The 12,875-nt window shown below is 74.5% G+C and carries 10 protein-coding genes; 5 read left to right on the top strand and 5 right to left on the bottom strand.

Annotation, left to right across the window (positions count from 1 at the left end; translation table 11 throughout):
• Window positions 1-116 precede the first annotated feature (116 nt).
• The 3 genes from AB5J87_RS22630 to speB form a co-directional block, all read right to left on the bottom strand.
• A complete protein-coding gene (locus AB5J87_RS22630; RefSeq protein WP_369383630.1) occupies window positions 117-1,031 on the bottom strand; it encodes a serine hydrolase in 915 nt (304 codons plus the stop codon).
• Window positions 1,032-1,284: 253 nt separating this feature from the next.
• On the bottom strand, window positions 1,285-2,967 hold the full coding sequence (locus tag AB5J87_RS22625; RefSeq protein WP_369378802.1) for a thiamine pyrophosphate-binding protein: 1,683 nt from the start codon (window positions 2,965-2,967) through the stop codon (window positions 1,285-1,287).
• 23 nt (window positions 2,968-2,990) lie between these two features.
• On the bottom strand, window positions 2,991-3,959 hold the full coding sequence (speB, locus tag AB5J87_RS22620; protein WP_369378800.1) for an agmatinase: 969 nt from the start codon (window positions 3,957-3,959) through the stop codon (window positions 2,991-2,993).
• 155 nt (window positions 3,960-4,114) lie between these two features.
• Here speB and AB5J87_RS22615 point away from each other — a divergent pair, with 155 nt between their 5' ends.
• From AB5J87_RS22615 to AB5J87_RS22605, 3 genes are all read left to right on the top strand, one after another.
• Window positions 4,115-5,572: a PucR family transcriptional regulator ligand-binding domain-containing protein gene (locus AB5J87_RS22615; protein ID WP_369378798.1), complete on the top strand. Its 1,458-nt coding sequence runs from the start codon at window positions 4,115-4,117 to the stop codon at window positions 5,570-5,572.
• Window positions 5,573-5,648: 76 nt separating this feature from the next.
• Window positions 5,649-6,806: an acyl-CoA dehydrogenase family protein gene (locus tag AB5J87_RS22610; RefSeq protein WP_369378796.1), complete on the top strand. Its 1,158-nt coding sequence runs from the start codon at window positions 5,649-5,651 to the stop codon at window positions 6,804-6,806.
• A complete protein-coding gene (locus AB5J87_RS22605; protein ID WP_369378793.1) occupies window positions 6,803-7,669 on the top strand; it encodes an acyl-CoA thioesterase in 867 nt (288 codons plus the stop codon). The genes AB5J87_RS22610 and AB5J87_RS22605 overlap by 4 nt, the downstream gene beginning before the upstream one ends.
• Before the next feature lies 1 nt (window position 7,670).
• Here AB5J87_RS22605 and AB5J87_RS22600 read toward each other — a convergent pair whose 3' ends face one another.
• Both AB5J87_RS22600 and AB5J87_RS22595 read right to left on the bottom strand, forming a co-directional pair.
• Window positions 7,671-8,450: a phosphatase gene (locus AB5J87_RS22600; RefSeq protein WP_369378791.1), complete on the bottom strand. Its 780-nt coding sequence runs from the start codon at window positions 8,448-8,450 to the stop codon at window positions 7,671-7,673.
• Window positions 8,451-8,539: 89 nt separating this feature from the next.
• Window positions 8,540-9,133 (bottom strand): TetR/AcrR family transcriptional regulator, encoded by a 594-nt coding sequence (locus AB5J87_RS22595; protein ID WP_369378789.1) that lies wholly within the window; start codon window positions 9,131-9,133, stop codon window positions 8,540-8,542.
• Window positions 9,134-9,248: 115 nt separating this feature from the next.
• Here AB5J87_RS22595 and AB5J87_RS22590 point away from each other — a divergent pair, with 115 nt between their 5' ends.
• The gene (locus tag AB5J87_RS22590; protein WP_369378787.1) at window positions 9,249-10,880 is read left to right on the top strand and encodes a carboxyl transferase domain-containing protein; all 1,632 of its coding nucleotides are present in this window, start codon (window positions 9,249-9,251) and stop codon (window positions 10,878-10,880) included.
• A gap of 14 nt (window positions 10,881-10,894) precedes the next feature.
• Window positions 10,895-12,871: a biotin carboxylase N-terminal domain-containing protein gene (locus tag AB5J87_RS22585; protein WP_369383629.1), complete on the top strand. Its 1,977-nt coding sequence runs from the start codon at window positions 10,895-10,897 to the stop codon at window positions 12,869-12,871.
• Window positions 12,872-12,875 lie beyond the last annotated feature (4 nt).

Raw genomic sequence — 12,875 nt, 5'->3', positions numbered from 1 at the left:
ACCAACGCCGCCACCGGCGGATTTCATCCCGCCGCAACAATCGGGAACGCGGAACCCGCCGCCGGTCGCGGGACCGGCGGCGGGTTTCGCGCCGCCCCGGTGCGGGGCGGGGCGCCTCAGCGGCTCGGGACCACCGAGACGAGGTCGCGGCCCGCGGGGGCCTCGGGCACCGGCGGGACGGCCTCGCTGGCCACCTGCGGCCGGGGCCGCTTCGGCGGGTTCCAGGGCTTGCCGCCCTCGAACGGACGGCCGAGGTCGGCGTGGACGGCCCGGGCGACGGCCTCGATGGTGCCGATGCCCTGGTCCATGGTGCCGTTGTCCTCGGTGAGGACCGCCATGCCGTAGTCGTGGCCGCCGTCGGTGAAGGCGCCGATGCTGTGCACGCGCCAGCCGTGCGTGGCGCGCGGCAGCCAGCCGTTCTTGACGTGCACGGTGGTGCCGCCCTGGACGCCCGCCGGGGTGCCCCAGCGCTGGTCGGAGCGGACGCTGTTCATCAGGCCCAGCTCGTACTCCCGGGCGTCGTCGCCCAGCACCGAGTTGCGGGAGGTGAGCAGCGCGAGCAGCTTGGCCTGGTCGCGCGCGGTGATGCGGGTCAGGCCCCAGTAGCCGTCGGCGCCCGGGGTCGTCTGGGTCATCCCGGCGGCCTTGAGGAAGCCGGACACCTTGGCGGTGCCGAGCTGCTTCCACAGCGCGGTCGTGGAGTCGTTGTCCGACGCCGTGATCATCTTGGTGGCCAGGGCGCGCTCGTTGGCGGTGAGCGTGCGGTGCTGCTTGCCCGCGTCCCACAGCAGCGTCGCCAGGACGGTGGCCTTGACCACGCTGGCGGAGTCGAAGGTGTCGGTGGCGCGCAGCTCGCACTTGGTGTTGGTGGAGCGGTCGTACAGCGCCACCGCCGTCAGCGACGAGCGGCCCTTGAGCGCGGCGGTGATGTCCTTGGTCAGCTTGGCCGCGAGACCGGACTTGGCGGAGGTGCACGTCACCGTCGTCGCGGCGGAGGCCGGCGCGGCGCCCGCGGCCACCGGCGCGAGCACGCCCGCGGCGACCGCCACGGAGAGTGCGCCGAGGCGGGCGCGGCGGGATGTGCGGGTGGTGCGGAGGTGTCTGGGCAAAGCGTCCCCGTCCCCTGTGAGTCGTGAGGCGGGCGCGCCCCCGTGGCGCGCCCAGGTGAGATGACTCGTCGAGGACGGGAAAGTTGCCCAGTAAAGCAGTCGGACTCTGTCACAGGTCTGTCACCGGCAGACACCTAACGCCCGATAACGGACGCATACGGGACAGACATGGGCGTCAGAGATGGGTCGGGGCGAACATCCTCAGCACGGCGGGCAGCACCAGGACCGACGGGCCGGGGGTGGCCAGCGCCTGCTTCAGGTCGGCGGCCAGCGTCTCGGGCGTGGTGGCCGCCGCCGGTACGCCGAAGGACCCGGCCAGCGCGGCGAAGTCCGGGCGGGCCAGCTCGGTGCCGGTGGCCCGGCCGAAGGCGTCCGTCATGTACTCGCGCAGGATGCCGTAGCCGCCGTCGTCCACGATCAGCCAGGTGACGTCCAGGCCGTGCTGGCGGGCGGTGGCCAGCTCCGCGATCGAGTACATGGCGCCGCCGTCGCCGGAGACGGCGAGGACCGGGGTGCCGGGCTCGGCGACGGCCGCGCCGAGGGCGGCGGGGAAGGCGTAGCCGAGCCCGCCCGCGCCCTGGGCGGAGTGCATGGTGTTGGGGTGGCGGGCGTCGAAGGCGGACCAGGCCCAGTAGCCCAGCACCGTCATGTCCCAGAAGGACGGGGAGCGGGGCGGCAGCGCCGAGCGGATCGAGGCCAGCAGGTTCCGTTCCAGGTCCAGGTCCTGCCCGGCCAGCCGCGCCTGGATCTCGGCGAGCACCATCTCCACCCGGGCCGGGGCGTACGGGTCCTCGCGCTCCCCGACCGTCTCCAGGAGCGCCTGGAGGGCGAGCCGGGCGTCCGCGTGGATGCCGAGGGCGGCGTGGTTGGACTCCAGCTTGCCGAGGTCGGCCTCGATCTGGATCACCCGGCCGCCGGGGAAGAAGGTGTGGTAGTTCGAGGACAGCTCGCCCAGGCCCGAGCCGACGACGAGGAGGACGTCGGCGTCCTCCAGGAAGTCGGTCATGTGCCGGTCCTCCAGCCACGACTGGAGGGAGAGCGGGTGCTCCCAGGGGAAGGCGCCCTTGCCGCCGAAGGTGGTGACGACGGGCGCGTTCAGCCGCTCGGCCAGCAGCCGGAGCTTGCCGGCGGCGTCGGCCCGTACGACACCGCCGCCCGCGATGATCACCGGGCGGGCGGCGTGCTCCAGCCAGTGGGCCGCCACCGCGGTGAGCTCGGGGCGCGGCGCCAGCTCGTGCGGGGTCGCGTCCACCCCCGTGACCTGCGGGATCACCGTCTCGGCGCGGAGCACGTCCTCGGGGATCTCCACCCAGACCGGGCCGTGCGGAGCGCTCAGCGCGGACTCCCAGGCGGCGGCGATCGCCGACGGGATCTGGGACTGGGTGCGGGCGGGGTGCACCGACTTCACGACGTCGCGGAAGGACGCCGTCTGGTCGCGCAGCTCGTGCAGATGGCCGTGCCGCCCGCCGCCCAGGCCCGCCGCCGGGACCTGGGAGGAGAGGGCGAGGACGGGGGCGGAGGCGGCGGCGGCCTCCTGGAGGGCGGCCAGCGAGGTGAGCGCGCCGGGGCCGGTCGAGAGCAGCAGCGGGGCCGCCTCGCCGGTGATCCGCCCGTAGGCGTCGGCGGCGAAGCCCGCGTTGTTCTCCACCCGCAGCCCGATCAGGCGCAGGTCGGAGCGGCCCACCGCGTCGAAGACCCCGAGCGCGTGCTGGCCCGGCAGCCCGAAGACGGTGGTGGCGCCGAGGCTGCGCAGGGTCTCCACGACCAGGTCCCCGCCCGTGCGGCCCGGCGGCGGCGCCAGTGCGGCGGCCGTCTGGGCCTCGGTGGGACGGAGAACCAGGTCGTGGTCGTGCGTCACGCTGTACGCGCCCTTCGTGCGTGCTACTTCGCCTTCGCCGCCGCGATCTGGCGGCTCATGATCGTGGTCAGCTCGTACGCGGTGTGCGAGGCCGCGACCGAGGTGATCTCCGCGTGATCGTACGCCGGGGCGACCTCGACGACGTCGGCCGAGACCAGGTTGCAGGAGGCGAGGCCGCGCAGGATCTCCAGGAGCTCGCGGGAGGTCATGCCGCCCGCCTCCGGCGTGCCGGTGCCGGGCGCGTGGGCCGGGTCGAGGCAGTCGATGTCGATGGAGATGTAGAGCGGGCGGTCGCCGATGCGCTGGCGCAGCTGGTCGGCGACCTCGTCGGCGCCGCGGCGGTAGACGTCGGCCGAGGTGACGATGCCGAAGCCGAGCTTCTCGTCGTCGGTGAGGTCCTGCTTGCCGTAGAGCGGGCCGCGGGTGCCGACGTGGGAGAGCGCCTCGGTGTCGAGGATGCCCTCCTCGACGGCGCGGCGGAACGGGGTGCCGTGGGTGTACTCGGCACCGAAGTAGGTGTCCCAGGTGTCCAGGTGCGCGTCGAAGTGGAGCAGCGCGACCGGGCCGTGCTTCTTGGCGACCGAGCGCAGCAGCGGCAGCGCGATGGTGTGGTCGCCGCCGAGCGTCATCAGCCGGGCGCCGGTGCCGAGCAGGTCGTCGGCGGCGGCCTCGATGGTGTCCACGGCCTCGTTGATGTTGAACGGGTTCACCGCGATGTCGCCGCCGTCCGCGACCTGGGCGAGCGCGAAGGGCGAGGCGTCCTGCGCCGGGTTGTACGGGCGCAGCAGCCGGGACGCCTCGCGGATGGCGTTGCCGCCGAAGCGGGCGCCGGGCCGGTAGGAGACGCCGCTGTCGAAGGGGACGCCGACGACGGCGACGTCGGCGGCGGCGACCTCGTCCAGGCGCGGCAGCCGGGCGAAGGTCGCCGGGCCCGCGTAGCGGGGGATGCGGGACGAGTCGACCGGACCGCGCGGCGTTTCGTTGCTGCTCATGTCGGGGTGCCCTTCGTGATCGGCCTGCGTACGGGCCCGGGGCCCGCGGTTCCTCCGGGCCGGTGCGGCCCGCGCTGGCCACCCTAGGTGGCCGCGTCCCCCCACAGAAGTGTACGTTTCCTCCACTCAAGGCCCCCCGGATGGAGGGAACGCCCATGCCCGCCGAGCCCGCGGCCACCCCGCCCACCACCGCCGTCCCGCTCGCCGCGCTGCTGGCCCGCGCGGACCTGGGCCTGCGGCACATCGCGGGCCCGGTGCCGGCCGAGGTGCACGGGGTGCACGCCTCGGAGATGGCCGACCCGTACCCGTATCTGCTCGGCGGCGAGCTGCTGCTGACGGCGGGCGTGCAGCTCACCGACCCCGGGCGGTACGCGGCCCGGGTCGCCGAGGCGGGGGCGGCGGCGCTGGGCTTCGGGATCGCGCCGGTGTACGACACGGTCCCCGCGGAGCTGGTGGCCGCCTGCGAGGAGCACGGGCTGCCGCTGGTGGAGGTGCCGCCGCCGACCACGTTCACGGCGGTCGCCCGCGCCGTGTGGGAGCTGCTGACCGAGGCCCGCCACCACGAGCTGCGCCGGGTCTCCCGGGCCCAGCAGGCGCTCGCCTCGGCCGCCGCCCGCCCCGACCCGCTCCCGGCCGTGCTGGGGCAGCTGGCGGCCCGGCTGGGCGGCTGGGCGGGGCTGCTCGACGGGCGGGGGGCGGTGGCGGGCTCGGCCGGGCCCGAGCCGTCCGCGCCGCAGCGAGAGGCCCTGCGGCACCTGGCGGCGGTGGTCTCGCCCGGTCCGGAGCCGGGCCGGACCGGCGCCGCTCCCCCGGCCTCGGCCAGCGACACCTCGGGCGGCGCCCAGCTCGCCGCGTACGCGCTGGCCGGGGCGCGCGGCCTGGCGCTCGCCGTGGTCACCGAGCGGCGCGAGCCGGGCGACCACACCATCGCCGGGGCCGCGTCCGTCCTGCTGTCGCTGCTCACCGCCGAGCGGCCGGGCGCGGGACAGGGCGCCCGCTCCGCCGCGCTGGTGCGGCTGCTGCTCGGGGCGGATCCCGCCGAGGTGGCGCCGCTGCTGGGCGGGGCGCCCTGGACCGTGGTGCACGCGCGCGGCGAGGGCGACCCGGCCGACCTGGGCGGCCCGCTGGTGGACGCGGACGGCGGCCACGCGCGCGTGCTCGTGCCCGGCGGGCAGCCGGTCGGTCCGCGGCCGGGCTGGACGCTGGGCGTCAGCGCCCCCGTGCCGCCGGGCGAGCTGGCCGCCGCCGACGCGCAGGCGGCCCGCGCCCTGCGCCGGGCCGAGGCCACCCGTTCGGCCCTGGTGCGCCACCGGCCCGGCGGGTTCGCCGCGCTGCTGGACCCGGCCGAGGCCGCGGCCCACGCCCGCGCCCTGCTGGCGCCGCTGGCCGGGCCGCTGCCCGCCACCCTGCGCTGCTGGCTGTCGCTGCACGGCAGCTGGGACCGGACGGCGGTGGCGCTCGGCGTGCACCGCAACACCGTCCGCCAGCGCATCGCCCGCTGCGCCGCGCTGCTCGACGCCGATCTGGACGACATGGACGTCCGCACCGAGCTGTGGCTGGCGCTCGGGAGTGCGGGCGGACGTGCTGAGGCTCACTCTGGACAGCGTGAGTGACCGCCGGGTAACTTCATTGTTCAATCTCTGAGCAAGCGCTTAGCCAAGCCGCAGCCGTCGTCAAAGGAGAGCGTCCGTGCGCCGCACCGTATTCAACGAGGACCACGAGGCGTTCCGGGAGACCATCCGGGCCTTCATCGAGGCCGAGGTCGTCCCCGTCTACGACGAGTGGTTCGCCGCCGGCCAGGCGCCGCGCGACTTCTACTACAAGCTCGCCGAGCTGGGCGTCTTCGGCATCCGCGTGGACGAGGAGTTCGGCGGCGCGGGCATCGACTCGTACAAGTTCGAAGCCGTCATGTACGAGGAGACGGCCCGCGCGGGCGTCCAGTTCGGCGGCTCCGGCGTGCACGTGCTGCTCGGCCTGCCGTACATCAAGATGCTCGCCTCGGACGAGCAGAAGAAGCGCTTCCTGCCCAAGTTCGTCTCCGGCGAGGAGATGTGGGCGCTGGCGATGACCGAGCCGGGCACCGGCTCCGACCTCGCGGGCATGAAGACCACCGCCAGGCTCTCCGAGGACGGCACCCACTACGTCCTCAACGGCGCCAAGACCTTCATCACCGGCGGCGTCCACGCCGACCGCGTGATCGTGTGCGCCCGCACCGCCGCGCCCACCGCCGAGGACCGCCGCCACGGCATCTCGCTGTTCGCCGTGGACACCAAGGCCGAGGGCTACTCGGTCGGCCGCAAGCTCGACAAGCTCGGCCTGCGCACCTCCGACACCGCCGAGCTGGCGTTCGTCGACGTGAAGGTCCCGGTCGAGGACCTGCTGGGCGAGGAGAACAAGGGCTTCTCCTACCTCGGCCACAACCTCGCCTCCGAGCGCTGGGGCATCGCCTTCGGCGCCTACGCGCAGGCCAAGGCCGCCGTCCGGTTCGCCAAGCAGTACGTGCAGGACCGCACCGTCTTCGGCAAGCCGGTCGCCTCCTTCCAGAACACCAAGTTCGAACTGGCCGCCTGCCAGGCCGAGGTGGACGCCGCCGAGGCCGTCGCCGACCGCGCCCTGGAGGCCCTGGACGCCGGTGAGCTCACCCCCGCCGAGGCCGCCAGCGCCAAGCTGTTCTGCACCGAGGTCGCCCACCGCGTCATCGACCGCTGCCTCCAGCTCCACGGCGGCTACGGCTTCATGAACGAGTACCCGATCGCCCGGCTGTACGCGGACAACCGCGTCAACCGGATCTACGGCGGCACCAGCGAGATCATGAAGTCGATCATCGCCAAGGACATGGGTCTGTGACCCAGGCCCTCGACGCCCTGCTCGATCTGCTCGACCTGGAGCGGATCGAGCGGGACTGCTTCCGGGGCAGCTCGCGTTCCGCGCTGGTGCCCCGGGTGTTCGGCGGCCAGGTGGCGGCCCAGGCGCTGGTCGCCGCGGGCCGCACCGTCCCGCCGGACCGGCCGCCGCACTCCCTGCACGCGTACTTCCTGCGCCCCGGCGACCCGGGCGCGCCGATCGTCTACATGGTCGACCGCATCCGCGACGGCCGCTCCTTCACCACCCGCAGGGTGGTGGCGATCCAGCACGGCAAGCCGATCTTCCACCTCTCGGCGTCCTTCCAGACGTACGAGGAGGGCCTGGAGCACCAGGCGGACATGCCGTCCGCGCCCGACCCGGAGTCGCTGCCGACGGCCGCCGAGATGCTGCCGCGCCACCTGCCCGCGGACATCGCCCGGCGGCTGATCGAGGCCCGGGCCGCGGTCGACCTGCGGTACGCCGACGCGCCGCCGTGGGCCAGCGTGGGCACCCCGCGCGAGCCCCGCTCCCAGGTCTGGTTCCGCACCAACGGCAAGCTCGCGGACGACCCGCTGCTGCACGTGGTGCTCGCCACCTACGTCTCCGACATGACGCTGCTGGACTCGGTGCTGCTGGCGCACGGCCGGGGCGGCTGGGCGGTCGGCGACGTGGTCGGCGCCTCCCTGGACCACGCGATGTGGTTCCACCGCCCCTTCCGGGCCGACGAATGGCTCCTGTACGACCAGGAGTCCCCCTCGGCCTCCGCGGGCCGCGGCCTCGGCCAGGCCCGCATCCACACCCAGGACGGCCGCCTCGCGGTGACGGTCATCCAGGAGGGCGTGGTGCGGGTGCCGCGGGCCGACTGAGTCAGACCAGCTCGGCCGCGCCCAGCAGGTACTGCGTCATCGGCTCGTAGAACCGGGGATCGACCACGTGGTCGTCCATCGGGACGGCCACCTGGAGCGTGCCCTCCGCCTCCGCGAGGAAGAGCGCGGGGTCGTTGCAGTCCGCGTACCCCACCGCGTCGAGACCGCGCTGGGCCGCGCACCCCGCCCAGCCGTGGTCCGCGACGACCAGGTCCGGCAGCGCCCGCCCGGCCCGCTCCAGCGCGTCCAGGACCGCGGCCATCGGCGCGGGCGAGTGCGTGTGCCACAGGGACGCGCCGCGCTCGTACAGCGCGACGTCCGCGAACTGCACCACACAGCCGTCGTCCGCCAGCACGCCGTCCGGGATCCGCACGATCTCGCACCCGGCGGCCCGCAGCGCCGCGGCCGTCCGGCTGTGCACGTCGATGAGCGCGCCCGGGTGGCCGGTGGCGAACAGCACCCGCTCCCGCCCCGCCACGGCCTTGCGCAGCCGCGCGGCCATCCGCTCCAGGGCGTCGACGGTCAGCTCGGGGTCGATGGTGTCCTGCCCGGCGCGGTGCCCCGGGTCGTCGACGACCCCGCAGCGCTCGGCCATCACCGCGAGGACGTCCTGCTCGTCGCTCCAGCGCTCCCCCAGCTCCAGGCCCAGCCAGTAGTGGCGGTCGCCGTTGGCCAGCTTGCGGTAGTGCGAGAGGTTGTTGTCGCGGGGCGTCGCGACGTCACCGGCGATACGGGTGCGGACGAGGTGGTCGACGAGGGCGGCACGGCTGGGTATCGGCATGGGGCCCATTCTGCCCCGGGGCCGCGCGGACAGGGCCGCCGTCCGCGCAGTGGACGGGCCCCCGGCGCCGGCGGCCCGTGCGGCGGGCCTCAGCCCGCCAGCGCGGCGAACGCGCCGTGCGCGAGGCGCCGCAGCAGCTCCTCCGTCGCCGCCCGACCGGGCAGCCCCGCCCCGTACGAACCCAGGTGGGGGGTGGAGTTGAGCAGGCCGAAGACCGCGTGGACGGCCGCGCGGGCCTCCGCCTCGGAGCCGTCGGGGTAGAGCTCGCGGACGACCGCGACCCACAGCTCCACGTACTGCCGCTGGAGCTGGCGCACGAGCTTGCGGTCGCTGTCGCGCAGCCGGTCGAGCTCGCGGTCGTGCAGGGTGATCAGCGCCCGGTCGTCGAGGGCGAAGTCGATGTGGCCGTCGATGAGCGCGCGCAGCAGCGCCTCCGGGCCGCCCGCCGCCTCGGCGACCCGCTTGCGCCCGCCGTCGTACAGCCGCCCGCTGATCCCCACCAGCAGCTCCGCCAGCATCGCGTCCTTGCCGGCGAAGTGGCGGTAGAGGCCGGGGCCGCTGATGCCGACCGCCGCGCCTATCTCGTCCACGCCCACTCCGTGGAACCCGCGCTCGGCGAAGAGCCGCGCGGCCTCGCGCAGGATCTGCTCGCGTCGGGTGGGGGCATCGGTCCGGGTGCTCATGGGAATTCATTCTAGACAACGCGGTTAGCGCTCGTTAACCTGAAGGAAAAGAGTTAACGGTCATTAACCTCACGACCGCAAGACTTCGGCTGTACGGGCAAGGGGGCTCGACACGATGCAGCAGGCACCGGTCCTTGGGAGCGCGGCTGATCCCGCCTCCGAGGCGTGGCGGGCCAACGAGAAGGCCCACCGCGCCCTCGGCGACGAGCTGCGCGCCAGACTGGCCGCGGCCCGGCTCGGCGGCGGCGAGCGGGCCCGCGAGCGCCATGTCTCGCGCGGCAAGCTGCTCCCGCGCGACCGGGTGGACGCCCTGCTCGACCCCGGCTCGCCGTTCCTGGAGCTGGCCCCGCTCGCGGCCGACGGGATGTACGGGGACCAGGCACCGGCCGCCGGAGTGATCGCCGGGATCGGGCGGGTCAGCGGGCGCGAGTGCGTGATCGTGGCCAACGACGCCACCGTCAAGGGCGGCACGTACTACCCGATGACCGTCAAGAAGCACCTGCGCGCCCAGGAGGTGGCGCTGGAGAACCGGCTGCCCTGCCTCTACCTGGTCGACTCCGGCGGCGCCTTCCTGCCGATGCAGGACGAGGTCTTCCCCGACCGCGAGCACTTCGGCCGGATCTTCTACAACCAGGCCCGGATGTCGGGCGCCGGGATCCCGCAGATCGCGGCCGTCCTCGGCTCCTGCACGGCGGGCGGGGCCTACGTCCCGGCGATGAGCGACGAGGCCGTGATCGTCCGCAACCAGGGCACGATCTTCCTGGGCGGCCCGCCGCTGGTGAAGGCCGCCACCGGCGAGGTCGTCACCGCGGAGGAGCTCGGCGGCGGCGAGGTGCACTCGCGGGTCTCCGGCGTCACCGACCACCTCGCCGAGGACGACGCGCACGCGCTGCGGATCGTGCGCAACATCGTGGCGACGCTGCCCGCGCGCGGGCAGCTGCCCTGGAGCGTGGAGCCCGCCGAGGAGCCCGCGGTCGACCCCCTCGGGCTGTACGGGGCGGTCCCGGTCGACTCGCGCACGCCCTACGACGTGCGCGAGGTCATCGCGCGCGTGGTGGACGGCTCCCGCTTCCAGGAGTTCAAGGCCGAGTTCGGGCAGACGCTGATCACCGGCTTCGCCCGGATCCACGGCCACCCGGTCGGGATCGTCGCCAACAACGGCATCCTGTTCGCCGAATCCGCCCAGAAGGGCGCCCACTTCATCGAGCTGTGCGACCAGCGCGGCATCCCGCTGGTGTTCCTGCAGAACATCTCGGGCTTCATGGTCGGCAAGGACTACGAGGCGGGCGGCATCGCCAAGCACGGCGCCAAGATGGTCACGGCCGTCGCCTGCACCCGCGTCCCCAAGCTGACGGTCGTGGTCGGCGGGTCGTACGGGGCGGGAAACTACTCGATGTGCGGCCGGGCCTACTCGCCGCGCTTCCTGTGGATGTGGCCCAACGCCAAGATCTCGGTGATGGGCGGCGAGCAGGCCGCCTCGGTGCTCGCCACCGTCAAGCGCGACCAGCTGGAGGCGCGCGGCGAGGTCTGGTCCGGCGAGGAGGAGGAGTCCTTCAAGGACCCCGTCCGCGCCCAGTACGAGCAGCAGGGCAACGCCTACTACGCGACGGCCCGCCTCTGGGACGACGGGGTGATCGACCCGCTGGAGACCCGTCAGGTCCTCGGGCTGGCCCTGACCGCGTGTGCCAACGCCCCCCTCCCCCAGCGGGACCTCTCGGCGCCCGGCTTCGGCGTCTTCCGGATGTGAGGCGGACCATGACGATGTTCGACACAGTCCTCGTCGCCAACCGCGGCGAGATCGCGGTCCGCGTGATGCGCACCCTGCGCGCCCTCGGGGTCCGCTCGGTGGCGGTGTTCAGCGACGCCGACGCGGACGCCCGCCATGTGCGCGAGGCCGACACGGCCGTGCGGATCGGCCCGGCGGCGGCGTCCGAGAGCTACCTCTCCATCGAGCGGCTGCTGGAGGCCGCCGCGAAGAGCGGCGCCCAGGCCGTCCACCCGGGCTACGGCTTCCTCGCCGAGAACGCGGCGTTCGCGCGCGCGTGCGCCGGGGCGGGCCTGGTCTTCATCGGCCCCCCGGCGGACGCGATCTCCCTGATGGGCGACAAGATCCGGGCCAAGGAGACCGTGCGGGCGGCCGGCGTCCCGGTGGTGCCCGGCTCCTCGGGCAGCGGCCTGACCGACGCCCAACTGGCCGACGCGGCCCGCGAGATCGGGATGCCGGTGCTGCTGAAGCCCAGCGCGGGCGGCGGCGGCAAGGGCATGCGCCTGGTGCGCGAGGAGACGGCGCTCGCCGACGAGATCGCCGCCGCCCGCCGCGAGGCCCGCGCCTCCTTCGGTGACGACACCCTCTTGGTGGAGCGGTGGATCGACCGGCCGCGCCACATCGAGATCCAGGTCCTCGCCGACGGCCACGGCAACGTGGTGCACCTGGGCGAGCGCGAGTGCTCCCTCCAGCGCCGCCACCAGAAGATCATCGAGGAGGCCCCCTCGGTCCTGCTGGACGAGGAGACCCGGGCCGCGATGGGCGAGGCGGCGGTCCAGGCGGCCCGCTCCTGCGGCTACGCGGGCGCGGGCACGGTGGAGTTCATCGTCCCGGGCAGCGACCCGTCCTCGTACTACTTCATGGAGATGAACACCCGCCTCCAGGTGGAGCACCCGGTCACCGAGCTCATCACCGGCCTGGACCTGGTGGAGTGGCAGGTGCGGGTGGCCTCCGGCGAGCCGCTGCCGTTCGGGCAGGACGGCATCACCCTCACGGGCCACGCCGTGGAGGCCCGGATCTGCGCCGAGGACCCCGCACGCGGCTTCCTGCCCTCGGGCGGCACCGTCCTGTCGCTGCGCGAGCCGCAGGGCGACGGCGTGCGCACCGACTCGGGCCTGAGCGAGGGCACCGAGGTCGGCAGCCTCTACGACCCGATGCTCTCCAAGGTCATCGCGTACGGACCGGACCGCGCCACCGCGCTGCGCCGGCTGCGCGCCGCGCTCGCCGGCACGGTCACCCTGGGCGTGCCCACCAACGCCGGGTTCCTGCGGCGGCTGCTGGCCCACCCTGACGTGGTCGCGGGCGACCTCGACACGGGCCTGGTGGAGCGCGAGGCCGACGGCCTGGTGCCGGACGGGGTGCCCGAGGAGGTGTACGCGGCGGCGGCGCTGGTGCGCCAGGAGGCGTTGCGCCCGGCGGCCACGGGCGGCTGGCTGGACCCGTTCGACGTGCCGAGCGGCTGGCGCCTGGGCGGCGAACCGGCGCCCCTGGCCTTCCCGTTCCGCGTCCCCGGACTCGAACCCGTCACGCACGCGGTGCGGGGCGGCGCGACCGGCCGGGTCGCCCCCGGCGCCGTCACCGTGGAGCTCGACGGCGTCACCCACACCTTCACCACCGCCCCCTCCCCGGAGGGCACCTGGCTGGGCCGGGACGGCGACAGCTGGCACGTGCTGGACCACGACCCCGTCGCGGCGAGCCTCACCGGCACCGCGCGCGGGGGCGCCGACACCCTGGCCGCCCCGATGCCCGGCACCGTCACCGTCGTCAAGGTGGCGGTCGGCGACGAGGTGGACGCGGGCCAGAGCCTGCTGGTGGTGGAGGCGATGAAGATGGAGCACGTCATCTCCGCCCCGCACGCCGGCACCGTCACCGAGCTGGACGTCTCCCCCGGCTCGACCGTGGCCATGGACCAGGTCCTGGCCGTGGTGACCCCCCGGGAGAGCGCGCCGGACGCGAAGGAGGAGGACCGGTGACACT

Origin of the sequence: Streptomyces sp. cg36, from assembly GCF_041080675.1 — a bacterium.
Classification (GTDB): Bacteria; Actinomycetota; Actinomycetes; order Streptomycetales; family Streptomycetaceae; genus Streptomyces.
Note: the sequence above shows the minus strand (reverse complement) of the source record. Positions and strands in the feature narration are given on the sequence as shown.

What these genes read in the sequence shown, in the direction of transcription:
- speB (WP_369378800.1), bottom strand. Translation starts at nt 3,959, where the DNA reads ATGAGCAGCAACGAAACGCCGCGCGGTCCGGTCGACTCGTCCCGCATC.
- AB5J87_RS22615 (WP_369378798.1), top strand. Translation starts at nt 4,115, where the DNA reads ATGCCCGCCGAGCCCGCGGCCACCCCGCCCACCACCGCCGTCCCGCTC.
- AB5J87_RS22600 (WP_369378791.1), bottom strand. Translation starts at nt 8,450, where the DNA reads ATGCCGATACCCAGCCGTGCCGCCCTCGTCGACCACCTCGTCCGCACC.
- AB5J87_RS22595 (WP_369378789.1), bottom strand. Translation starts at nt 9,133, where the DNA reads ATGAGCACCCGGACCGATGCCCCCACCCGACGCGAGCAGATCCTGCGC.
- AB5J87_RS22590 (WP_369378787.1), top strand. Translation starts at nt 9,249, where the DNA reads ATGCAGCAGGCACCGGTCCTTGGGAGCGCGGCTGATCCCGCCTCCGAG.
- AB5J87_RS22585 (WP_369383629.1), top strand. Translation starts at nt 10,895, where the DNA reads ATGTTCGACACAGTCCTCGTCGCCAACCGCGGCGAGATCGCGGTCCGC.